The 25,184-nt window shown below is 43.6% G+C and carries 16 protein-coding genes; 10 read left to right on the top strand and 6 right to left on the bottom strand.

Features of this window, described 5'->3' with window-relative positions:
* Window positions 1-111: 111 nt before the first annotated feature.
* The 10 genes from A7D14_RS08360 (at window position 112) to A7D14_RS08315 (ending at window position 18,087) form a co-directional block, all read left to right on the top strand.
* Window positions 112-498: a hypothetical protein gene (locus tag A7D14_RS08360; RefSeq protein WP_067032729.1), complete on the top strand. Its 387-nt coding sequence runs from the start codon at window positions 112-114 to the stop codon at window positions 496-498.
* Window positions 499-738: 240 nt separating this feature from the next.
* Window positions 739-1,815 (top strand): efflux RND transporter periplasmic adaptor subunit, encoded by a 1,077-nt coding sequence (locus A7D14_RS08355; RefSeq protein ID WP_067032727.1) that lies wholly within the window; start codon window positions 739-741, stop codon window positions 1,813-1,815.
* Window positions 1,812-4,910 (top strand): efflux RND transporter permease subunit, encoded by a 3,099-nt coding sequence (locus A7D14_RS08350; protein WP_067032726.1) that lies wholly within the window; start codon window positions 1,812-1,814, stop codon window positions 4,908-4,910. Before A7D14_RS08355 ends, A7D14_RS08350 begins: the two co-directional genes overlap by 4 nt.
* On the top strand, window positions 4,900-6,210 hold the full coding sequence (locus A7D14_RS08345; protein WP_067032723.1) for a TolC family protein: 1,311 nt from the start codon (window positions 4,900-4,902) through the stop codon (window positions 6,208-6,210). Before A7D14_RS08350 ends, A7D14_RS08345 begins: the two co-directional genes overlap by 11 nt.
* A gap of 475 nt (window positions 6,211-6,685) precedes the next feature.
* Window positions 6,686-7,294 carry an RNA polymerase sigma factor gene (locus A7D14_RS08340; RefSeq protein ID WP_067032720.1) on the top strand — a complete coding sequence of 203 codons (609 nt, stop codon included), beginning with the start codon at window positions 6,686-6,688 and terminating at the stop codon, window positions 7,292-7,294.
* A 220-nt stretch (window positions 7,295-7,514) separates the two neighbouring features.
* Window positions 7,515-8,588: a FecR family protein gene (locus A7D14_RS08335; protein ID WP_067032717.1), complete on the top strand. Its 1,074-nt coding sequence runs from the start codon at window positions 7,515-7,517 to the stop codon at window positions 8,586-8,588.
* 123 nt (window positions 8,589-8,711) lie between these two features.
* Window positions 8,712-12,080: a SusC/RagA family TonB-linked outer membrane protein gene (locus A7D14_RS08330; protein ID WP_083158029.1), complete on the top strand. Its 3,369-nt coding sequence runs from the start codon at window positions 8,712-8,714 to the stop codon at window positions 12,078-12,080.
* Between the two features lie 30 nt (window positions 12,081-12,110).
* On the top strand, window positions 12,111-13,613 hold the full coding sequence (locus A7D14_RS08325; protein WP_067032712.1) for a RagB/SusD family nutrient uptake outer membrane protein: 1,503 nt from the start codon (window positions 12,111-12,113) through the stop codon (window positions 13,611-13,613).
* A 199-nt stretch (window positions 13,614-13,812) separates the two neighbouring features.
* Window positions 13,813-16,143 (top strand): PQQ-binding-like beta-propeller repeat protein, encoded by a 2,331-nt coding sequence (locus A7D14_RS08320; RefSeq protein ID WP_067032711.1) that lies wholly within the window; start codon window positions 13,813-13,815, stop codon window positions 16,141-16,143.
* Between the two features lie 27 nt (window positions 16,144-16,170).
* Window positions 16,171-18,087 (top strand): FG-GAP-like repeat-containing protein, encoded by a 1,917-nt coding sequence (locus tag A7D14_RS08315; protein ID WP_067032708.1) that lies wholly within the window; start codon window positions 16,171-16,173, stop codon window positions 18,085-18,087.
* Between the two features lie 115 nt (window positions 18,088-18,202).
* Here the strand turns inward: A7D14_RS08315 and A7D14_RS08310 are convergent, their stop codons facing one another.
* From A7D14_RS08310 to A7D14_RS08285, 6 genes are read right to left on the bottom strand one after another with little or no spacing between them, the layout of a single operon-like run.
* On the bottom strand, window positions 18,203-18,583 hold the full coding sequence (locus A7D14_RS08310) for a cupin domain-containing protein (RefSeq protein WP_067032706.1): 381 nt from the start codon (window positions 18,581-18,583) through the stop codon (window positions 18,203-18,205).
* 5 nt (window positions 18,584-18,588) lie between these two features.
* Window positions 18,589-20,667, bottom strand: coding sequence for a transketolase C-terminal domain-containing protein (locus A7D14_RS08305; RefSeq protein WP_141673307.1), 2,079 nt, complete (start codon window positions 20,665-20,667; stop codon window positions 18,589-18,591).
* A 60-nt stretch (window positions 20,668-20,727) separates the two neighbouring features.
* Window positions 20,728-21,483, bottom strand: coding sequence for an SDR family NAD(P)-dependent oxidoreductase (locus A7D14_RS08300; RefSeq protein WP_067032694.1), 756 nt, complete (start codon window positions 21,481-21,483; stop codon window positions 20,728-20,730).
* 23 nt (window positions 21,484-21,506) lie between these two features.
* Entirely contained in the window at window positions 21,507-22,577 is a 1,071-nt protein-coding gene (locus tag A7D14_RS08295; RefSeq protein WP_067032692.1) for a zinc-dependent alcohol dehydrogenase, read from the bottom strand.
* Between the two features lie 18 nt (window positions 22,578-22,595).
* Complete coding sequence (locus A7D14_RS08290; protein ID WP_067032827.1) at window positions 22,596-23,627, bottom strand: SMP-30/gluconolactonase/LRE family protein; 1,032 nt, start codon at window positions 23,625-23,627, stop codon at window positions 22,596-22,598.
* 23 nt (window positions 23,628-23,650) lie between these two features.
* Entirely contained in the window at window positions 23,651-25,123 is a 1,473-nt protein-coding gene (locus tag A7D14_RS08285) for a CoA-acylating methylmalonate-semialdehyde dehydrogenase (RefSeq protein ID WP_067032689.1), read from the bottom strand.
* Window positions 25,124-25,184 lie beyond the last annotated feature (61 nt).

Genomic DNA, 25,184 nt, shown 5'->3' with positions numbered 1-25,184 from the left:
ATAAAACTTGGGATAGGTTATGGGAATGACCGAAATCATAATACTGATCAATATCATTTTGGCAAAGAAGCGTAAAACCTAACTTTAAGAATGCTATAAAAACAAACAAAAATGGAAACAAAAGCCGTCTATAACCCAGATTTGCACTTTGAGCACAAGCAATGGGAAAAGGAGCTTGAATTTTGGGAAGATGAACTAAAATCTTTTCAAAACAGACTTGATGAATTGGTAAACCGCTGGACAGACAAAAAAGTCTTGGCGGAATTAAATGAGTTCCAAAACCAGTTTTTAATCCATAAATCCAAAATTGAAGAATTCAAGGAAAAGATACAGGCACACGAGCTCAATATCTCCAGACATTTGGAAGCCCATGAAGATGTCATAGACCGGTCACATTTTGAACATCATAAAAAAATCAGGGCGGGCATTGAAACAGAAAGAAGCATTTACAATGATCTGAAGAAGCAATTCTTTCGTTTCCTTTCTAAATACATGTAACACGAGAAGGAGTTTTTTCCGCAAAAGCTTTTTATTTCCAATGCATATGATCTTTGGGGCCTTTTACACCAAAACAGTGGCGGTTAAAGGTCCCTTTTTTGTCGTTGACCCCAAACATTTGGCCGTTCGACAGATTTTGGGAGTTTAATAACATTTGCTCTTTAAATAAAATAATGCATTCGGATTATCTTTGCCTAAACCCGTTGTGGCCCCGATGGTGTTTGCTTTTTTTCAATCCACATGAAAACAAAACATATTGTTTACACCCTACTGGGTATTGGAATAGTAGCGCTGATCGCTTATAGGATAAAATCCAATGCTGAAATTGGAAAGGTAGGGAATACCGATCCCACTACACCCACGGTCACTGGTATAATCCTGAAACCCCAAGTATTCAAGGACAACATATCACTTTCAGGTACTTTGGAAGCCGATGAACAAATTGATATCCGCAGTGAGGTTTCCGGAGTGGTTGAAAGCATCAACTTTAAAGAAGGCTCCAAAGTAACGCAGGGGCAGGTACTGCTCAAGGTAAATGATATTGAACTGCAGGCACAGCTTTCGAAGGCTTTGACGGCAAAAAAATTGGCATCGGAAAATGAACGGAGGGCCAAGCTACTTTTAGAAAAGCAGGCCATAAGCCAAGAAGAATATGATATTGCCAGTGCTGACTTTCAATCTGCTTCCGCGGAATCTGAACTGATAGACGCACAATTGTCCAAAACAACGGTACGTGCCCCATTTTCCGGAACCATAGGATTGCGTTCCATTTCAAAAGGGACCTACGTTACCCCTTCCACACCCATAGCCAAATTAGTGAACACGGATGAGCTGAAAATTACCTTTTCCGTCCCTGAAAAATATGCTTCGCAAATACGTGTGGGCACAGTTCTGACCTTTACCACATCAGATTCAAATGAGATCTACGAAGCGACCATTTATGCCATTGACCCCGAAGTGGACATTGCTACCCGAACCCTTAAAATGAGGGCCGTTATGGACAATCGGGACAAAGGACTTTACCCGGGGGCCTATGCCAATGTGCATTTACCTTTGGAAACGGTAAACGATGCCCTATTGGTCCCCACCGAATCCTTGATTCCTGTGCAAAACGGTAAAAAAATCTTTGTCTACAGAAATGGCAAGGCCCAAGAAGTGGATGTTGAAATTGGCGCTCGTACCGGAAGCGTTGTCCGGGTATTGACCAACCTCCATCCCGGTGACACCGTACTGACCTATGGTGTCATGGCTTTGAAGGACGGGGCACCTGTTGATGTTGTCCTACAAGAACTCGAACCTCTGACGGCAGTACAATGAACCTCTCGGCAATATGCATTAAACGGCCCGTTCTTACCATTGTAATGAACATTTCCATTATCCTGTTCGGGATTATTGGATATACGTTTTTGGGTGTTCGGGAGTTTCCTTCCATTGACCCGGCCATAGTTTCCGTTCGCACCAGCTATTCGGGTGCCAATGCAGATATTATTGAATCGCAGATCACTGAACCTTTGGAGAAGGCCATCAACTCCATAGATGGTATTCGAAATATTACTTCCAACAGTGTTCAAGGATCAAGTTCCATAAACATTGAATTTAATCTGGACAAGAATTTGGAGGATGCCGCCAACGATGTGCGTGATAAGGTTTCCCAAGCGGTACGGAGCTTACCCGATGATTTGGATGCACCACCCGTAGTGTCCAAGGCCGATGCCGATGCCCAACGGATCATCTCCATGACCGTGCAGAGCGACAACAAAAATATCTTGGAGCTTTCCGATTATGCCGAGAATGTTATCGCCCAGCGAATTGAGACCATTCCGGGAGTAAGCGGGGTTCAAATATGGGGACAACGCAGGTATGCCATGCGATTATGGATAGACCCCTTGAAACTGGCTTCTTATGGACTCACCGTTGCTGATGTACGTGCCGCCCTTCTGGCCCAGAATGTGGAGCTTCCCTCCGGTAAGTTGACCGGGGACAATACCGAATTGACCGTAAAGACCATTGGAAACCTGAATACTGAGGAGGAATTCAACAACATCATTATATTGGCTGATGGCGAAAAACTCGTACAGCTCCGCGATATAGGCAAAGCCACTCTTGAAGGCGAGAACATGGAAACCAAAATGAGTGATTCCGGTCAACCCATGATCGCTGTGGCCGTAGTTCCCCAACCGGGCACCAATTATCTTGAAATAGCTGATGCCTTCTACAAAGAATATGAGAATCTCCAGAGAGACCTTCCCGAAGATTTTAAATTGAACGTGGTCATTGACGATACCGTTTTTGTAAAAAGAGCAGTTACCGAAGTGGCCGAGACCATTTTAATATCCATCATACTGGTCATCTTGGTCATTTACCTGTTCTTTAGGAATTGGTCCTTGGCCCTTAGGCCATTGTTGGATATTCCCGTCTCCTTGATTGCCACTTTCTTTTTTATGTGGCTGTTCGGTTTCTCCATAAATGTGCTTACCCTATTGGCCATCGTTTTGGCCACTGGGCTTGTGGTGGATGATGGTATTGTGGTTACGGAGAACATCTATAAAAAAATAGAAGAAGGGATGAACCCCATTGAAGCGGCCATAAAAGGTTCCAAAGAAATCTTTTTTGCGGTCATCTCCATTTCCGTCACCTTGGCGGCCGTGTTCCTTCCCGTTATCTTTTTGGAAGGATTTGTGGGACGCCTTTTCCGGGAATTTGGCGTGGTTTTGGGCGCTGCGGTAATGGTTTCTGCCTTTGTATCGCTCACCCTCACCCCCATGCTCAATGCGTATTTGACCAAGCCAGGCAAACAAAGTAGGTCCCGTTTCTATCAGGTGACGGAAAAATACTTTGTCGCCATGAACCAATCCTATTCCAGTGCGTTGAAAAGTTTCATGCAGAAGAAATGGTTGAGTTTTCCCATACTTTTTGGCTGTATAGGCCTTATTGTTTTGTTCTACACCCTGCTTCAGAAAGAAACGGCCCCTTATGACGATAGAAGTTTTGTTAGACTCAACGTTACGGCACCTGAAGGGGCATCCTATGAATATATGGACCATTTGATGACCGGTATCACGGAACTTATCAATGATTCCATTCCTGAAAAAAAGGTGAGCTTGGTATTGACCTCTCCAGGATTTGGTTCTTCATCCGTAAACAGCGGACGGGCCAATATTGCCCTTGTGGAGCCCAGTGAAAGGGAACGTTCCCAACGGGAAATAGCCGATGACCTTGGAAGATGGGCCAAGGTTTTTGTGGGCGGAAGAACCAATGTTTCGGAAAGGCCCACCATTTCGGTAAACCGACGCGGTGGCCCCCCGATCCAGTTCATCATACAGGCCAAAAACTTCCAAAAACTGGAAGAAAAGATTCCTGAGTTCATGGCCGAGGCCGAAAAAGACCCTACATTTTCCTTTACCGATGTCAACCTAAAGTTCAACAAACCCGAAATTTATGTCACCATAGATCGGGAAAAAGCGGAAAGCTTGGGGGTTTCGGTACGGGATGTGGCCCAAACCCTGCAATTGTCGCTCAGTGGTCAACGTTTTGGCTATTTTCTCATGAACGGAAAACAATACCAGGTCATTGGTCAGTTCGACAAACAGGATCGGAACGAACCAACAGACCTTACTTCCATTTTTGTAAAAAATAAAGAGGGCCAACTCATCCAATTGGATAATTTGGTCACCACCAGCGAGCACAGCAGCCCTCCCCAATTGTTCCACAATAACCGTTATATGTCTGCCACAGTTTCAGCCAATTTGGCTCCCGGGAAAAGTATTGGGGATGGAATAGACGCCATGAATGCCATAAAAGATAGGGTTCTGGACGACACCTTTACCACCGATCTTGGGGGTGAATCCCGCGATTTTGTGGAAAGCAGCTCCAACACCGCATTTGCATTTGCCTTGGCATTTTTGTTGATTTTCCTCATTTTGGCCGCCCAGTTTGAAAGTTTCATTGATCCTTTCATTATCATTTTAACAGTGCCCATGGCCGTGGCAGGCGCCATGTTCTCTTTATGGCTCTTTGGCGAAACTTGGAATATCTTCAGTCAGATTGGTACCATTATGCTGATAGGTCTGGTGACCAAAAATGGAATTTTGATCGTTGAATTTGCCAATCAACTGCAAGAAGAGGATGAAAGTATCTCAAAAATGGATGCAATAATGAAGGCCTCGGTTTCAAGGCTCCGTCCCATTCTTATGACCAGCCTTACCGTTGCCTTGGGCGCATTGCCCATTGCACTGTCCTTGGGAGCAGCATCAGCCAGTAGAACTGGAATGGGGGTTGTGATCATTGGTGGAACCCTATTCTCCTTGGCCCTTACATTGTTCGTTATCCCGGCCTTATATTTCATGTGGTCAAGAAAAAAAGTACAAAGACCAGAATTCAAAAATCTTGAACTTTCCTCACATGGCCATTAAGAAAAGAATATGTGTTTTTTTAGGTATAATGGGAAGTATTTTTTGGGCAGATGCACAGGAAATCCTTACTGTACAGGAAGCCGTAAAAATAGCCCTTGAGAACAATTATCAGATAAAAACCACACAAAACGAACTGAAGATAGATGAGTTGGGAGCTACCCCAGGGCAAGCAGGGATGCTTCCAAGGTTAGGTGCCAATCTATCGGACAATAACAGCGTTCAGAATTTATCCCAGCTACGAAACGATGGTACCCTTCAGGAACGCGATAATGTAAAGAACAGTAGCTTAAATTATGGCGTCGCACTTGAGTGGACAGTGTTTGACGGTCTACGCATGTTTGCCAACCTTGAGCAGTTGAAGGAAACCAAGAAATTGGGAGAAGCTGAACTAAAACAGGCCATATTGACCACAGTGGGCGATGTAATGATCACCTACTACGACCTGGTTCAACAGCAACAGCAACTATCGGCACTGGACAGTACCCTCATCATTTCGGAACAGCGCGTGGAACTTGCACAGAACCGATTTACGATTGGAAAAGCTTCCAAACTGGAGGTACTGAATGCACAAGTGGACCTGAACACGGATCAGACCCAGATGCAACGGCAGCAAGAACTTTATAAGAACACCAAAATCCAGTTGAACGAACAATTGGCACGAGACCTGAAGATTGACTTTAGTGTGATTCCTGAAATCTTTGTGGACCATGAACTGGCATTGGATGAGCTGGAAACCAGGGTAGCTGCGGAAAACCCCCAGCTACAGGCCGAAAAAATCAGCAAGCGCATCAATGAACTGGAGCTCAAACAAATAAAGGCGGCACGTTACCCCTCCGTGTTTGTGACTTCTGGGTACAACATTGGTAGTTCCAAATCCGAGTTGGGCTTTGCCATAAGCTCGGAATCAAGAGGTTTCAACTATGGATTTGGTGCCACGCTCAACCTATTTGACGGTTTTAACCAGAACAGGAGGGAGAAAATGGGAAAAGTAGCCTTGGAGAATGCGGAAATAGCCATTGCCCAGCAAGAACAGGCCTTGAATTCGTTGGTAAACACTACGTATCAGACCTATTTGACCAATATGAGTTTAATTGAATTGGAAGAAAGGAACGAAGCCATTGCCAAGGAAAACTTGGACATTACGGTTGAAAAATATAGAATCGGTATCATCCCCACCATTGAGTTCAGGACTGCCCAATTGAACTATATTAATGCCAAGGTCCGTCTCAGCAATGCAAAATTTCAAGCCAAACTCTCCGAGATTATCTTAAAACAACTGGCTGGGAGTCTAGAACTCTAATCTCATCCATGTAAAGTAAACCGAAAATCCACTGGTTATTTACAACAATTTTGCAACATAATGTGAATTTTTTGTGATTTTATTGGGGTATTTCAGGTTACTCAAACGTTATAGTAAGGTCATTTTTATACACAACATACCAATTTAGGGCATGCGGTGTTTTCCAAGCCCCTCCTTCTGCTCCAAATGAACTTTCCTATTTGCTGAATACACAGCAACATCCTAAATAACAGCTTGTTGACCCTAATTTATACTTTTTAAAAGCTGCCCGAAAAGTATCGCATGCCTCTACTATTACAAACGGGATACTGCCACATGATCAAAATGCATGAAATTTCATTGTAATGAAAATTCCTTCAACAAATCGAATGTAATTCTGCCTTTGAAAAAATCTCAATCAAATGGGCTTGTTTTGCATAATCATCAAAATATTGTATCATTGGTGATGATTTGCTAAAAAAACCCCGTAATATTTGTGCAGTTAAAACCTCAAAACAAGAATCAGTCTGAAATCCTAGGCAGCGATGCTTTGGCAAGTCTTTCCAAAGAAGATAACCAAGCCATCTGGAAAGACTTCAAGGCCGGTGATGAAAAAGCATTCATCCTTTTATATGAGCAGCACGCCAATATGCTCTACGGATATGGCTGCCGATTTACCGCGGACAACGAGTTGGTCAAGGACTGTCTTCAGGACTTTTTTGTATATCTCCGGGAAAAGAGAGAAGGTTTGGGCGATCCCGCTTCCGTAAAGTTTTATCTGCTCAAAGCTTTCAAACGAAGGGTTCTGGATTACTTGCGAAAAGGCAAAAAAGAAAAGGAGAAAAGCCAAGAAGTAATCAGGGACGGTTTTTATAGCAACAGAATGCATGAAACGGTGTTTATTCAGCAACAAGATGAAACCAAACTCCTTAATCTAGAGAAGGCTCTAAAATCCCTAAACACAAAAGAAAGGGAAGCCATTTATTATTTCTACTACCAAAATCTGTCCTATGAACAGATTGCTGAGATTTTGGACTTTTCCTATATTTCTTCTGCGCGTAGACTTATCTACAGATCTCTAAAAAAGATGAAGGCCATCCTGTAAAGATCAGCCTACCCTTTTATTTCTTCGCTTCCATTATTTAGGACAGAATCGTTTTCCATGCATTATTGGTGCATTGGTTAGTTTTTTTTATTCATCCCATACCCATCACAAACCTTTTAAAAGTGGGCATTTTGAGAAATCAATAATTTTTTCTGTTAAAAAATAACATTGTCGGTATCATTTGCGAAATTTTCCCCTATTTATATATAAAAGGCTTTAAGTGGCACAGCAACAAGAAAATATTTTTAACCATCTAATTCTCAATAAGGGCTTTATTGAGTGGGTAAGAAACCCCAATGAGGCCAGTGATTTCTTTTGGGAAAAGTGGCTAAAGGAAAAACCAGCCCACACCCAAGAATTTTACAGGGCCAAAGCGTTTGTTGAAAAAATATGGCATGAAGATGATAGGCTCTCCAATGATGAGTTGGACGATTTGTTGGGCAAAATCATACAAAAGGAGGACACATCAGATGCAAAAAGACACAGTTCACGAAAAATTTTTAGTGCCAAAGTCACCCCTGCCCTGAAAAAATTCACCAATTACGCTGCGGTTTTCGTTATAGTGATCACCACGGTTTTGCTGTACGATACCCTTACCATTCAAGAGACCACAACTGAAGTCGCTGAAGTGGTTGAATGGGAAATCATTTCAAACCCCAAGGGAAAAAGATCTAAAGTTACCTTGCCCGATGGCACCTTGGTAGATCTGAACCATGAAAGTACATTAAAGTACCCAAAGCAGTTCGACTCTAAAACCAGATTGGTGGAACTGCACGGGGAGGCTTTTTTTGATGTGGTCCATAAGGATGACCATCCCTTTGTGGTTAAAACCGGAGTACTGGAAACAGAAGTGTACGGAACCTCCTTTAATATAAATTCCTTCGCTTATCTTGACGAGTTGGACATTTCATTGGTCACAGGAAAGGTAAAGGTCAGAAAGACCATTGATGACACAGAGGCTACGGACAGTCTTTTTCTTAATCCGGGCGAACAAGTCCAGTTCAACAAGATCTCCCACGAAATGGTCAAGAACGAATTTGATATAGAAAGTGCGATTGCATGGAAAAATGGAACCTTGATCTTTAAAGAAGTTGGGTTTACCGATTTCATTGATAAGTTGGAAAGGTGGTATGGCGTAAACTTTCACATAAAGGGAACACCTCCTAAAAATTGGAAGCTCAACGCCACCTACCAAAACGAAAAAATAGAGGATATTTTAAGAGGTATAAGATTTATATATGGAATGAAATACAATTACGATCACCAAGGTAAAAACATATCAATAACCTTTTGATCAAAGAAAAACGGCCAGCAATAGAATTGCCAGCCGCTTTAGTTAAATCAAAACCAAATTTCTGAATATTTGATGTGACGGTCAATATCCAGATTTAGTATTAATCAAAATCAACTCAAAATTATGAAAAAAAAATCAGTACTGCGCCAATCTAGCATGCGTAGGTGGTTACTTTTGCTCATGGCCTTTGTGTCAGTAACACAAATGGTATCTGGGCAAGACGATCTTACAGCGCTCAATGAAACCGATGTGAACATCCAAAACGATGACCAGAGGCTGAATATTAGCCAGAAAAACATCGACACGAAAGAGCTCATGGAAAAATTGGAAGCCATTTCCGGCTACAAGTTTGTTTTTGACAAATCAATTCTTGATTACAAAAAACGCTTCACCATTAAAGAAAAGGGAATCTCTTTTAATGAATTGTTGAACAAAGTCTCTGAACAATCCAGATTGCGGTTCAAAAAGGTCAACGACAATATAAACGTTAGACTTGCCGAACCCACTTCATCAACATCCACTTTGGATGAGGCCCAAGCAGATGTGGTTATCACAGGGCAGGTATCCGGAACCGATGGTATACCGCTGTTGGGAGTTTCCGTAGTGGTTCAAGGAGGCGATATTGGTACGGTTACCAATTTTGACGGAAATTATACCCTCACCGTTCCTGAAGGTTCTGTGTTGGTATTCTCATTCATTGGGATGAGAACGCAATACGTTCCTGTAGCTGATCAGACCGTGATCAATGTGGTAATGGAAGAAGATGTTGCAGCATTGAACGAGGTTATTGTTGTAGGTTACGGTAGTCAAAAAAGGAGCGATATTACCGGTGCAATAGGTGTAGTAGGCTCTGAAGAATTTGAGGACGAACCCGTAGTACAAGTAGGACAGGCGCTTCAAGGAAAAGTAGCGGGACTCCAGGTTACACAAAACTCAGGTTCCCCAGGTTCCGGTCTTTTGATCAGGGTTCGTGGGGCAGGAACTGTAAACAATGCAGAACCCCTGTACGTAGTGGATGGAAATCCCAATGCAGATCCAATAGATCTTATTCCAGAACAAATTGAGAGTATTCAGGTGCTTAAGAGTGCCAGTGCCTCTGCAATTTATGGAGCCCAAGGGGCAAATGGGGTAATTTTGATCACCACCAAGCAAGGAAGACCGGGCAAATCTAGATTGGATATCAACTTTTCCCAAGGGTTTCAACAAATTCAAAGGAATGTTCCTGTGACCAACGCCACGGAATACGCAACCCTTTACAATGAAGGACTTGTAAATGCAGGTGGCGAACCACTTTATGATAATCCAGAAGCACTGGGTGTGGGTACAGACTGGCAAAAAGCGGTTTTCCAAATGGCCCCAATGACCAATATAACGGTCTCTGCCAATGGAGGAAGTGAATCCAGCAGATATTTCTTCTCAGGGGGGTATACAGACCAAGAAGGTATTGTTAAAGGTACTTCCTTTAACAGGGTTAACCTAAGGATCAACTCGTCACATGACATTACGCCTGGCATTTCCATAGGACAAAACTTGTCTGCGAGTGTTTCCAGTTACGAAAACATCTCAGAATTTAGTTTTGGTTCCATTTTAGGAAATACCTTGACAGCAAACCCAGAGATTCCAGTAAAATTTCCCGATGGTTCATGGGGCTATTCTGAAACTTCATTGAACTCTACAAACCCTGCGGCGTCAATTCATTATACAAATAATGATACCAAAAGAAAAGTAGTGAACGGGAACGTTTATGTCGATATAACCTTCCTAAAAAACTTTGTTTTTAGGTCGCAATACAACTTCAACATTGGCGATACTGAAAATGTCAATTTTTCACCGCAATATGAGATTTCATCCAGAATCTTCAATAATATTGCCTCGCTTACAGAAACAACCAACCGTTTTGATGAAAACAGTTGGGCCAATACATTAAACTATACTGCCAATACAGGCAAACATAATATTGATGCTTTGGTAGGTTTCACCACGCAGGAGTCCACAACCAAACGTGTCTTGGCCGAGGGTGCAGGTTTGCCCGCCAATGCCACGTTCAATGAAAACCTAAGATACCTAGACCTGAACACCCAGTCAAATCGAGTTGAAGGTAGTGGAGGTTCTTACGGTATTCTTTCCTATTTGGGCCGAGTGAACTATAACTATGCCGGAAAATACTTTACAACGGTAAACTTTCGGGCAGACGGTTCTTCCAGATTTGGTGAAAATAACAAGTGGGGGTACTTTCCTTCCTTTTCCCTTGGATGGAAACTGTCTGAAGAAAAATTTCTTGAGGATACGGAATGGATAGACAATTTGATGCTAAGAGGTGGATGGGGATCCTTGGGGAACCAAAGTTCTTTACCGAACTACGCTTTTGCAAGTTTGGTCACACCTAACATCAATTATGTCTTTGGCTCACAACAGGAGGTTTACAGAGGTCAGGCCCCAATAGGCCAAGGCAACCCCAATTTGAAATGGGAATCCACGGACGAGACCAATTTTGGTTTTGATTTCAATGGTTTCGATGGAAAGGTTAATGCTTCTTTTGATTATTACCATAAGCAAACCACAGATATGCTTTTGCAAGTGCCTCTTGCCGGATATTCCGGTCTACAAAGTTTCCCGTTTGTTAACGGGGGTGAGGTAGTGAACAAAGGTTTTGAATTTTTGTTGGGATATGAAAACACCACACCCGGTGGACTCAACTATAGTATCTCAGGTAACATTGCCCGTAACAAAAATGAGGTGGTTGACTTGAGCAACGCTGGTTCCTCCCTTTTTCAACGTATTTCATTTGTAGGTTTGGTCAACGTAACCCAAGAAGGAAGTCCAATAGCCTCATTCTATGGATGGGAAACCGATGGCCTTTTCCAAACCCAGCAAGAAGTGGACAACCATGCATTTCAAAGTTCCGGAACGGCCCCTGGGGATATCCGCTTTAAGGATTTGAACGGAGATGGTGTTGTAAATGCGGAGGATCAAACCATAATTGGTAATCCTTGGCCCAAATTCATCTATGGTTTCAATGGTTCGCTTTCCTACAAAAACTTTGATTTTAGGGTGCAGTTGAATGGCGTTGCAGGCAATGAAATTTTTGCTGGATATAAATTTAGGACAGAAGGCTCCAACTTTTTCAACTACACTAGGAACGTATGGGAAAATCGTTGGACAGGGCCCGGAACCAGTAACACGGTCCCAAGGGTCAATACAGATGACCCCAATAACAATATGAGATCATCCGAATACTATTTGGAGAATGGATCCTATTTAAGGGTAAGAAACATTCAAATGTCTTACAAATTCCCTGAAAATGTTTTCAATGATGCAGCAACAGTGAGCATTTATGCTTCGGTTCAAAATGCTTTTACATTCACCAACTATCCTGGTTTTGATCCAGAATTGGGTACAAACAATAGCAGTAACCCATTGTATGTAGGTATTGATGAGACCATTTATCCGGTTCCAAGGATTTATACCATAGGTTTAAAAGTAGGATTATAGTTAATTGAATTAGCAAAGAAAAAGATAATCATGAAAAATAGATTTTATTTACTGACAATTTTGTTGACTTCCTTATTGGTAAGTTGTTCAGATATACTTGAAAAAGAACCCTTGGCTTCCATTTCGGAAAGCAATGCATACATAACTGCTGATGATGCCGAAAAAGCCATGACGGCAGCATACCACCCTTTAACGGGTAACAATTGGTGCTGTGGTAATTATGGAAATGGCGGATTCATGCATTGGGTACTTGGCAATGTGGCTTCAGATGACACCGAAAAGGGAGGTGAATCTGGATCGGACCAATTGTATGCGCAACAAGTTTCCCTGTTCAATATCCCGGCCGATAATGATGCTACCCGTTTTGCATGGGCAAATCAATATATAGGCGTACACAGGGCCAATCTCGTGTTAGACAAAATTTTGGACATAGAGATGGACGAATCCCTAAAAAACAGGTACTTGGCCGAAGCCAAGTTTTTAAGAGCTTGGTACTATTTTAACTTGGTAAAGGTGTTTGGAGATGTTCCCCTGGTTTTGGATGCAGAACTAGAGTCTTATGATATGGAGAGAACACCAAAAGCACAGGTTTATGATCAAATAATCAAAGATTTAAAAGAAGCCAGTGAAGTACTTCCAGAAAAAAGTGCTTATGGTGATGCCGATCGTGGTAGAGCTACCAAAGGAGCTGCCCTTGCCTATTTGGGCAAAGTGTACCTTTATTTGGATGATTTTGTGAATGCTGAACTTTATTTTAAACAGGTCATAGACTCGGGAGAATATTCCCTGGATCCAGATTATTTGGGCATGTTCCTAAGAGATGGAGAGAATAGTGTTGAGCACATTTTCCAGACACAGTTCCTTCACGATCAAGGGGCCGCTCCAGTGAGAAATATTTTAACCACGGTTTTTGGAAGTAGGGCAAGAAACGGTTGGGGCTTTAACCTGCCAACACAGGATTTTGTGGATAGCTTTGAAGACGGCGACCCAAGACTTGGCCACACCGTCTATCAGAATGGTGATCTTATGCCCGATGGGGAAATAGCCAATGTTGGAAACAGTACAACAGGATATTTGAACAAAAAATACTATGTCCCAGACTATGAGCGTGTGGGTGGTTCCATTCAAATTGGAAGGGACGACATCTATATGCGTCTTGGAAAGGTATTGCTTTGGTATGCAGAAGCTGCCAACGAAAACAACCATACTGCCGAAGCTTTGTGGGCTTTAGAGGAAGTACGGGCTCGGGCAAGAGGTGGTGAAGCGGTACTTCCTGAAATTACCGAAACCAATAAAGATGCCCTTAGGGAAATTATCTGGCACGAACAACGTGTTGAGTTTGGGCAGGAATTTGAACGTTTCTTTGAACTTGTACGTCAAGGCCGTGCAGGAGAAGTCATGCGAAATTATGCCGAGACTTATGATACGGCCAAGGGAGCAGGCTTCCGAGATGGCGTAAATGAGATATTTCCTGTTCCACAAACAGAGATTGACCTGAGCGATGGGAAGATAACCCAAAATCCAGGTTACTAAAAACCAATTAAAAGGGTATGGAAATCCAATTTTCATACCCTTTTTTCACCAATGGAGCAATTACAATTAAAGTGTATAATTTTCAACTTTTATGTTTAAGACCGATGTAGGTGAAATTCCTTCCACCTAAATCCCTTGAAACCAATACAATTATTGCACAAGGCAAAACAAAGAGTCATTCCTTAACCGGACCGTAACCATGAAGAAAAAAATCAAATTCATTCCATTTTCATTGGGAGATTTGCCAATCTCCTCCTCGTTCATAGGATCCCTAGCTCTCTTGGTTCTTATGAGCCTTACTTCGGCATGCACCAATCACGAAAAAGGTACAACTACAATCGACCAGCATAAAACATGGAGAAATTACGGCGGTGGAAATGACCAATCAAAATATACAGAGCTGAGTCAAATAAATAAATCCAATGTAAAAGATTTGGAAGTGGCTTGGTTCTATCCCACCGGAGATAACAAAATCTATCAGTTCAACCCCATTGTGGTTGATACGGTCATGTATGTCTATGCAAAAAATAATTCCTTGGTGGCCCTCAATGCCAAGACCGGGGAAGAAATATGGATTCATGCCAATTTATCCAGAATGGCACGAAGGGGAATCAACTATTGGGAAAGCGAAGATGGAAAAGACAAAAGATTACTTTTCCAAATTAATAATTACCTGCAGGCCATTGATGCCACCACAGGAAAATCCATTCTCACTTTTGGAGACAACGGTTTGGTGGACTTGAGACAAGGGCTGGATAGAGATCCCAAAACCCTCAACAGGGCACAGTCGGGCACGCCAGGTCAGATTTTTGAAGATTTGATCCTATTGGGTACGGGTACTGGAGAATCCTATCTTTCCACTCCAGGTTTTTTGCGTGCCTACAATGTTGTAACCGGCGAGTTGGTCTGGACTTTCCACACCATTCCAAGACCGGGAGAATACGGGTACGACACTTGGCCAAAAGATGCCTATAAATATGTGGGGGGCGTAAATGTGTGGGGAGAAATTACTGTTGATCCAAAAAATGGAATAGCATTTTATCCTTTGGGTTCCCCAACTTTTGATTATTATGGCGCAGACCGAATTGGCAGTAACCTTTATGGAAATTCACTATTGGCACTGGATGCCAGAACTGGTGAGCGCCTATGGCATTTTCAAACTGTTCACCATGATATATGGGATTACGATTTGACCTCTGCTCCGCAGCTGCTCACTGTAAACCATGACGGTCAAAAAATTGAAGCCGTTGCGGTTGTTGGCAAAAATGGATTGGTCTATGTATTCAACAGGCATACCGGCGAGCCATTGTTCCCCATAGAAGAAAAACCTATGCCCCCAAGCCATGTAGAAGGAGAAGAAGCCTGGCCCACACAGCCTATTCCCAGTGTATTGCCCCCAGCTACCCGGACAACGTTTACAGAAGATGATCTTAGTGAAATTTTCCTTACCGAGGAAGAGCGAGCCGACTGGGCCCGTAAGTTAAAGGACAGTCTCCAAACAGGATTTTTTACCCCCCTTTCCGATAAATTTGAAACTTTGGCCATACCAGGGGCCGTTGGAGGGGTAAATTGGGGAAATACTGCTGCAAATCCAGATAAAGGCATCCTTTATGTTATAGCCCTTGATTACCCATCAGTCTATGAAAAACTCTTGACCTTGGAGCAAATCGAGGCAAGAACAGCCAATACTGGCGGCTTTTATGGAAATGCGAGAATCTACATGCAAAATTGTGCTGCCTGCCATGGACAACAGGGCGAGGGACTTGTAGGCCCTGCTCTCAACACCATCAGCGAAAGGATGAGTATGAAAGACTTTGCCAACATTATTGTTTCTGGTCTTGGAGATATGCCCGCTTTTACAGATTTAACAGCTAAACAAATAGAAGATTTGTATGAGTTTTTAGACGAAGATGGCGCAAGCAGGTACAGTTCTCAGTTTGGAGGTGGTGATGATGGACTTCCCGAAGGTCCCGTAGTGGCTTCAGGGGGTGCTCCCGGTGGTCTTGAAGACCGTATATTGGAAGGTAATCCTGGTAGATATGGTGGGCCATATCCTGAAGGAGTTGAAGTGGAGCACGAACGACTTTACCTATACCAATGGGGTTTAAATTTCCCTTATATCATTAACCCGCCCTGGTCCCAAATAATGGCTTACGACCTCAATAACGGTACTGTAAAATGGAAACGACCCTTGGGTCAGGATTTGGAAGCATTAAAAAAAGGCTACGATAATACCGGTGTGCTTAGGGCACAAAGAAATGGAATGATCATTACCTCAACGGGTCTGGTCTTCTCAACCTCAAAAGATGGAAGAGTCTATGCCTTTGATGCAGAAAATGGCGAAGAATTATGGAAATCCAAACTTCCAAAAGGCAGCGAAGGCTTACCCGCCATGTATGAAGTGGATGGAAAGCAATACTTGGTCGTGACCGCAGCAACTCCCATCAAGTTTGGTCGTGACGGAATTCCTGAAAACGGGGAAGACCCAGATGCACAGGGAGGTTATGTAATATACGCTTTACCTGATTAACTTTATTAGGCATTAAAAACAATTAAGATGAAAAAATATAGTACCCTTGGACTGCTCCTTTTTCTGATTACGCTGGTACAAGCACAGGATTTGGATAAACTACAGGATGTAAAGGCCATCACCTTTGTTCCGGATTATTTGTTTTCTGGTTCTCAACTGGAGCGATGGAAACCTTTTGGGGAAAACCAATGGACAGCCAACAACGGGGTCATAACAGGTACTGTGAACGGCAACAAACCCGGTATTTTACGCTTTGACCAATCCTTTCAGGATGTGGCGTTCCAAGCTTCAATAAAGCGTGAAAGTACCGTGGAAACCGGTTTTCTGTATCGTTTTGAAAACAAAGGGGACAAAATCGATGCGGTTCTGGTCAGTATTGCGGCAGATGGTTCCGTAACCCCATTCAATATCAGTTTTGACCTTCAGGGAAATGAAACAAGCCGTACCAAGCTTGCACGAGCAGGTGGTATTTGGTATAGGATAGCCCCTCCCATCAAAGAAGATGAGGGCAACTCTTTTTCGGGATACAAGCGACCTGAACCCCCTAAAGACCTTCCGGTTACCCGTCCCAATACCGACTTTGTGGAAGGAGAATGGAACCAATTGGAAGGTTATATGGATGTGAACGTCATCCGTTCCTTTTTGAACGATGGTGGTGAAGTGGGCGGAACCACAGGCGAAGAAACCAATGAAGATGGCTACGGGCCAGTTGCCCTATACATTGGCGGCAAGGGCAAAGTGCAATTCAAAAACATTATGATCAAGGATGCCTACATCAAAAACACCCCTCTGGAAAAAGTTTCAGACCGATTTAAAATACAGCCCATAAGCGATATGTATTATTCGTGGGGAACGGATACGGCAGATTTCAACAAAGATGGTGAAGTGGATATCGTGGCAGGGCCCTACATTTATCATGGCCCGGACTTTACCAATCGCATTGAAATCTTTCCAGCGATTGCCGCAGGACCTTCCAAAGAATTTGCCTACAACCGGGTTCAGGATGCCTATGATTTTAATGGCGATGGATGGCCGGATGTGTTATCCAGTGCCTTCTCCACCACCCTTTACATCAACCCAAAAGGAGCCCACAAACGTTGGAAAAGTTATATCGTTCTTCCTGATGGGGGGCAAAGTGAGATTACGGAGTTCACTGATATCGATAAAGATGGCAAACCAGAATTGGTGTATGGCGCCAAAGGTTTTGTGCGTTTTGCCAAACCTGATGAAAAAGACCCCACAAAACCTTGGGCGGTCTATAATGTGTCCGAAGCCGGACATGCCCTTGCCCACGGAATTGGTACCGGGGATATTAATGGCGATGGCCGAGTGGACATTCTCAATGCATTGGGATGGTGGGAACAGCCACAAGTATTGGACAGTACCAAAACCTGGAAATATCACCCTGTAGCCTTTGGAAGATATGGCAAACGAAGCACCAACATTGGAAGCAGCCATATGGCCGTATTCGATGTAAATGGGAACGGACTTCTTGATGTGGTCACCAATTTGAATTCACACGGCTTTGGCCTTGCTTGGTACGAGCAAAAAAGAAAAAATGGGGAAATAAGCTTTGTCCGCCATATGATTATGGACGACTATGGCTTTGAAAATGCAGGAGATGTCTCATTTTCCCAACTTCATGGGGCCACCTCGGCCGATGTGGACAATGATGGTCTACTGGATTTTATTGTAGGGAAACGTTTGTTCACCCATTTGGACAATTATTTTGATCCAGACACCTATGGTGCACCCGTTTTGTATTGGTACAAAACGGTACGAGATACCAATGCACCTGGAGGGGCAAAATTTGTTCCCGAATTGATCCACAACCGTTCTGGGGTTGGATCTGAAGTGGATGCCGTTGATTTGGACAACAACGGAACCATGGACATTCTCACCTCCACCAATACTGGAACGTTCATCTATTGGAATAAGAAATAAAAAATAACCCCTGTTGTAGTAGGAGTTAGTTGTGTTAGTAGTTTTTTTAGTTCAAGTGAAAAAAAGAGAGGCAAATGCCTCTCTTTTTTAATGAAGTATTTTAATGCCAGATTTCTTATTCTGGAAACTCAATATCCTCAAACATCTTGTAGTTATCGATGGAGGTAGCAGGCGCAAAGAAACAAATCACCTTCATTTCAACATCCCCTGTATTCTTGAGCATATGCACCTTTCCCTGTTCAAAAAGAATGGCCGAGCCTGCCCGTACATCCCCTACTTCGTTTTCAATCATCACTTTTCCAGAACCGGTTATAATATATATCAATTCCTCGCTCTTGGGATGGGAATGGGCCGGTCTAACAGCTTCTCCCGGCATTACCCGAATCACACACACCGAAAGATTATTTGCCTGCAAAGAGTCCTCATTGGCGAGCCAGCGCATAAACCTTCCCGGGTGTTTTACCTCTTCTACGTCACTTTCATGCAATATGGTCATGGTATTTATTTTAAAGTTTTTGAAATCGTTTTGCTGAGACTTGCCGCATCCAAACCAAAATGGGCTGCCAATTGTGGGTATGTACCGGAATGGACATAGTTTATCTCACCGTTTTTGGACAGATTGATGGGGTACAGATTGGCAGTATCAATGGTTACCCTTGTTGAAAAAAGCACTCTTCTAAAATGCGTCCAGATAAACCCATTGTTCTGTTCTGCAATGAACACCGGTTTTCCCGATTCATACAGCGTTTGGATAGCATCCGAGTCTATTGAAGGCATATCGATAACCTCTACACCCAACCCTTCCTTTTCCAAAAGTTTGCTAGCCTCCACAGCTTCTGAAACGCCTCTTCCACTGCTCACAATATAGGCATCAATCTTCTTTTTTTGTTCAATGGTATAGGATTTTCCAAACTCGAACATAAAATCCGTATCATACAATACATCGGATGGAGCCCGAAGAATACGCAGGTAGATGATTCCCTTATTTCCTTCCATAATCCATTTCATAATGCCCAATAATTGCTGTGGACAGGACACATTGATGATCTTAACATGGGCTGTTTCATTCATCACAAGCACATCGTCATTGCCCATGTGTGTAGCCCCATTGGATTGCGTTTCCAGATCGGCGGCAGTGGCCAACATGGTATAGTCAAGGCCATGTCCTTCGGAAAGCCAGCCTTTTTCTTCAATAATTTCCAATCGTTCTTGATGGCCAACGGCTATTCTTCTCAGTACTTTCCAATCAAAAAACGGACAGAAAGTACTCACCCAAACATTGGAGCCCAAAATACCCAAGGCCTCCCCAATCAACATCATATTGGCTTCAGCAACACCCGCATTATGGGCCCTTGCCTTGTCCACAAACCCAATCCCGGCCTGAAGTCCACTGGTGGAGGCCAAATCAGAATCCACGGAGAAAACCCTGGAATCCTTGGCAAAAACCTTCATGGCACTTTCAATGACCTTGTGGGCGGCATGGGAACTTCCCTTTTCCAACGCAGGTAGTGCACTGGAATCATATGTAATTTTCTTATCCCGTTTTGGCGCCTTTTTGGTCTTAACTTTAGAAGGTTTGGACTTCACTTCTTTGATCTTCTTGCCTCCGGTCAACTCCAGTCCCATGGAAGCCGCATGTTTCTGTATTGTGGTCTGTATTTCATCATAACCGTCCTCTTGTCCCAATGCATTGAAAAAGTCACAGAAGTAAGCCTCTCGCTCTTTTCTGGCCTTTTTATGTAGGGCAGTTTCTTGATCAAGGATAGCATCATCTATTTTGGCCTTGTGGTTGTTCATTTGGTCTGAAAAACCGCCATGTCCCTTGGTTGATTTACAGATAATCGCAGTGGGGCGTCCATCCCTTGCACCATATTTGAAGGAATGCAGTGCATCATAAACGGCATGGTACCGAGTTGCATCCACCTCAACGACCCTCCAGCCAAAACTTGCAAAGCTTGCCCCAAGGCCATGGTAGGGATAGTGCAGTCGGGATACGGAATCCAATTGTCCGCCGTTGTTATCGACCATCACACATAAATTCTCCAACTTTTGTGCACCGGCATACATTACCGCTTCCCAAATAGGACCTTCTTGTAGTTCACCGTCACCGGTGATGGCAAATACATCAAATTTCTGGGAATTTTGACCTGCAATGGCCATTCCTTGCGCAACCCCCATTCCTTGACCCATAGGGCCCGTAGCCAAATGTACCCCTGGCAATAAAGGTCCAGGATGCCCATTTAAGATGCTTTCAATAGATCGGGAATTCTCCAATATCTTTTTGTCGAAATACCCCAAATCGGAATAGATGGAAGCCAAAGTGGCCACCGCATGCCCCTTGCTCAATACAAACTGATCTTGTTGGATTGAGGTTGGGTTCTCCACATCAATATCGATGATTCCACCATAAAATAGGCTCACCATGGGAATGGTGGCCGAAAAAGCCCCTCCAATATGAATGGCATTGTCTATGGCATGCCTGCATTGATGCAAACTGAGCATCCTGATATCGGCATCTTTGATTTCCAGTAATTGTGTAATGCCCTTTTTAACAAGGGAATCTTTATCTTCTAAATACACCACGCGTTTCTTCTTCTTTAGATCTTTAGTTTATCCTTTTCAGGGTTTGGTCTATACTTTCTAGAGCATGGACCATCCACCGTCCACAAAATAGGTTGCTCCAGTTACAAAGGAAGCCTCATCAGACGCCAAGAAATACATCACATTTGCAACCTCTCTTGAAGTACCCAATCTTTGGAACACACTCTTGGCACCCAATACTTTTTCGGTTTCCTCTGGATCAGGGGAATCGTTAATGGAACCTCTCAACAAAGGCGTATCAATGGCGCCCGGAGCCACACAATTGACCCGAATATTGTTTTCGGCCAAGTCCAAGGCCATGCTACGGGTAAGCGTATCAATGGCACCTTTTGATGATGAATAGGCCGCTCTTTCCCCAACAGCCCGATATCCCAAAATGGAACCTGTATTTACAATAGCGCCTCCACCCTGCTCCACCATCATGGGAACAAAGGCATTGGACATATAATAAATTCCCTTTAGGTTGATGTTGTACAGTTTTACCCAATCATCTTCGGTGCATTGTAAAATGCTTCCGCGAACTTCCAATCCGGCATTGTTGATCAGCACATCTGCCCTTCCAAATTTCTCCTTGGTCTTTTTGGCAGCATCCTGTACTTGTTCTTTGTTGGAGATATCGCAGTAACAAAAGATGGCCTCTTTGCCCAAGGCTTTTATTTTTTCAACTGCGGTCTTTCCTTTTTCTTGATCAATATCAATAATGACAATATTGTATCCGTTTTCTGCAAATTTCTCGGCAGCGGCCAATCCGAGTCCGGATGCACCACCACTTACAATCATTACTTTACTATCCATGTGTTCTTTTTTAGTATTACTATTTATCCGTTTGGTTTTGTGGCAATCTTGATTGCGCCATCCTTTCTATTTTCAAAGGTGTCCAATGCGGTTGCAAAATCCTTTAAATCGAATCGATGCGTCATCAAAGGAGTCAGGTCAATTCGATTGTTCATCAGCATTTCAATGGTGGGTTGGGCCGTATTTGGATTTGCCCTATTCCCGACCAGTTCCACTTCTTCCAACACCATCCGCTTTATGGGAAGCGAAGGATCGGAATGGGGAATTCCGATCATGGAGACCACACCTCCTTTACTTGCCGCCAAACAGGCTGTGTTGATGGACTTTGCGGTTCCTGCGCATTCTAAAACGGCGGGGACTCCTCTTCCATGGGTCATATCCTTCACTTTGGAAACTACATCTTCGGTTCGATAATCGATGGGAATAGCACCCAATTCCTCGGCTTTTTTTAATCGTTCACCACTTCCCGCGGCTATAATTCTACCAGCACCCATGGCCTTGGCGCAGAGAATGGCCATTAATCCTTGCGGTCCGGTTCCCAAAATGAGGATGTCGTCACCTGGTTTCAGCCTTGATCTTTCAACAGTATAGAGTGCAATACTCAAAGGGTCCACACAGGCGGCATATTCCAGGTCCATACCATCGGGCACTTTAAAGATGCTCTTTACCGAAGTCCGCATAAACTGGGCATAGGCTCCGGGGGTGTAGTGGCCGTACTGGCGATGTCCTTTTTCTTCGTGACCATAATTAAGGCAGATGTTGTACCTTCCTTTTTGACACATTTCGCAATATCCGCATCCACAGTGTGAGATGCCACAGACCCTATCCCCTTCTTTCCAACCCAGCTCAGCGGATTTTTTCCCAGTCTGTACAATGGTTCCAGACCATTCATGACCAGGAATAAATGGAAATCCGGTGGGCCAAAAACCTGGAAAATCCCCATTAATGATGTGGGGGTCGGTTCCGCAGATGAAAGTAGTGTCCACCTTGCAGATGACCTCATCAGCATCGGGTGAAGGTACCGGAACAGTCTCTATTGAAAAATCTCTTACACCTTTTAGGACAAGAGCGTTCATTTCTTTTGGTAGTTGCATAAATCTTCTTTTGTTTTTTTATTGTTTCCAATGCACCATGGGCAGACCGGGCACTGGAGATTTAAAATAGGGAATGTTCTTGCCTTTAAGGGAACCAATATAAACCGTGCTTAAATCTGGCCCTCCAAATGTAACACTGGCCATCCATGGCGCTATACCTTGACCCGTGGCAAACAGAACATCTTCCGTGACGTTATTGTTAAAAAATGCCTTTTCAAGGGCATCAACTTTTGCTGGGTCACCTTCATCGAGGAGGGTTTTCATATCCCCTTCCGGCGTCAGCACAAACAGCTTGTCCGAATAGACCGTGGTTCCCCACAAATTACCATAGGCATCAAACGCAACTCCATCGGGCCAGGCCCCTTTCCCCAATTTGGTGGGTCCAAAAATTTCCCTATCGACCAAATCCCCATTTTCGGTAAGACGCATTCTGGTGATACAGCCCCCAGTGGTTTCAACGATGTACAGGTATTCCTCATTTTTATCAAACCGGATTTCATTGGTAAAGCCAAACCCATCTGCCATTATTCGGAAAGCACCATCCTCATATCGGGCCACGTAGCCATCTTTTAGGTCGTGCTTTAGCGCATGCATCCAATTCTTTGTTTTGGTGGAAATGGTTATCCAAATTCTGTTTTTTGAATCCCGTAACACAAAATTCACCTTGCCTATTTCTTCGCCTTCAATGGTATCGGCCAAAACGATGGTTTCCCCCGTTCGCGTCATGCGTTCCAGGCGGTCCGTGCCGAAATTAGAAATTAGAATATCCCCGTTATCAGCAAATGCCAGACCATTGGGCAAGGTTCCTTCCAAATATCTTGTTGCTTCACTGTCTGCGGCTTCAAAAAAATCGGAGCCCGTTTGGGTAATCAATTCTTGTGACCCATCCGGTGATATTTTCATTACTCCACCTCTTGCATCAGCTGCCCATAAGAATCCATCAGGCTCCGCCAAAATGCATTCTGGCCTTTGCAGATCCTTTCCTATGGTTTTTATATCTGATTTTGATAATTCAAAATCGTGAATGGGGTTTTCCTTGAATTTAGCCATGTAGTCTATGTTTTCTTTCCTTTCTAAAATTTTCTTGACCACTCTTTCGGCCATCTTTCAATGACAATCTTGGTCTGGGTGAAAAATTCAATGGCATGTCTACCCTGACCGTGAAGGTCTCCGAAGAAACTTTCATTCCATCCACTAAAAGGAAAAGGGGCCATGGGTGCCGCCACCCCAATGTTGATCCCAATGTTACCTGCATTGGCCTGATTTCTGAACTTACGGGCATTGGCACCACTACTGGTGAAAATACAGGCCATGTTGCCGTATCTTCCACTATTGATGAAGTCCAGTGCATCATCCACTGACCCTACTTCAACAAGGCTCATAACAGGTCCAAAGATTTCGGTCTTGATCACTTCTCCGCCCAAGGGAACATTCTCTAAGATAGTGGGTTTTATGAAGTTACCTTTTTCAAAGCCGGAAATTTTTGCATCACGGCCATCCAATAAAAGTTTGGCACCTTCCTTAACGCCTTGATCAATCAATCCAGAGATACGGGCCTTGCTTTCGGCAGTGATCACTGGACCCATTTCCACGCTCTCATCCAATCCATATCCGGTTGACCGTGATTTAGAGGCTTCGTAAAGCGCTTCTTTTACTTTTCCGTTATCCCCCACGGTGATGATGTTTGAGGCGGCCAAACAGCGTTGACCCGCACAGCCGTAGACGCTATCGGCAATAATTTTGACAGACATGTCCAAATCGGCATCAGGAAGAATGATAACTGGATTCTTGGCACCACCTTGGGCCTGAACCCGTTTTCCATTGGCAGCTCCCTTGGAATAAATGTATTTGGCAATATGGGTAGACCCCACAAAACTGATGGCTTTTACCTTGGGGTGTTCCAAAAGTCCATCCACGGTTTCCTTCCCGCCATGAACGAGGTTGATAACGCCTTCGGGCAAATCCAACTGATCAATGAGTTCAAAGACCTTCATCATGGTCAATGGCACTTTTTCTGAAGGCTTTAAAATGAAGGTATTTCCACAGGCAATGGCATAGGGGAGAAACCAGAATGGAATCATCCCTGGAAAATTAAATGGTGAAATGCAAGCGCAAACCCCCAAGGGTTGACGGATCATAAATTCATCGATGCCCCTAGCAATATTTTCGGAAAATTCACTTTGACCGAGCGTTGGGAGCCCGCAGGCCACCTCTACATTTTCAATGGCGCGTTGCAATTCTCCCCGGGATTCGCCAATGGTCTTACCGCATTCCTTGGTAATGGTCTGGGCCAACTCTTCCCGATGCTCCTCCAACAGGGTCTTAAGCTTGTACAGGGGCTGAACCCTGGTCATCACGGGAACATTGCGCCACTCTTTATAGGCTTTTTCAGCAATCTCCACAGCGGTATGCACATCTTTGGCAGTTGCAGCTCCGTATGGCACTCTACCAAGCACTTCTTGAGATGCGGGGTTAATTACATCCGTGGTGCTTTTTTCCGCACTTTCCACCCAAGATCCTCCTACATAATTTTTTAGTATTTCCATAAAGCATTAATTAATAAGGTTTCTAAATGCATATTTAGAAACCTTATATTTTCTATTGATT

It is taken from the genome of Allomuricauda sp. CP2A (genome assembly GCF_001683915.1).
Lineage (GTDB): Bacteria > Bacteroidota > Bacteroidia > Flavobacteriales > Flavobacteriaceae > Flagellimonas.
The sequence above is the reverse complement of the archived record's forward strand: the minus strand, read 5'-3'. Positions and strand labels throughout refer to the sequence as shown.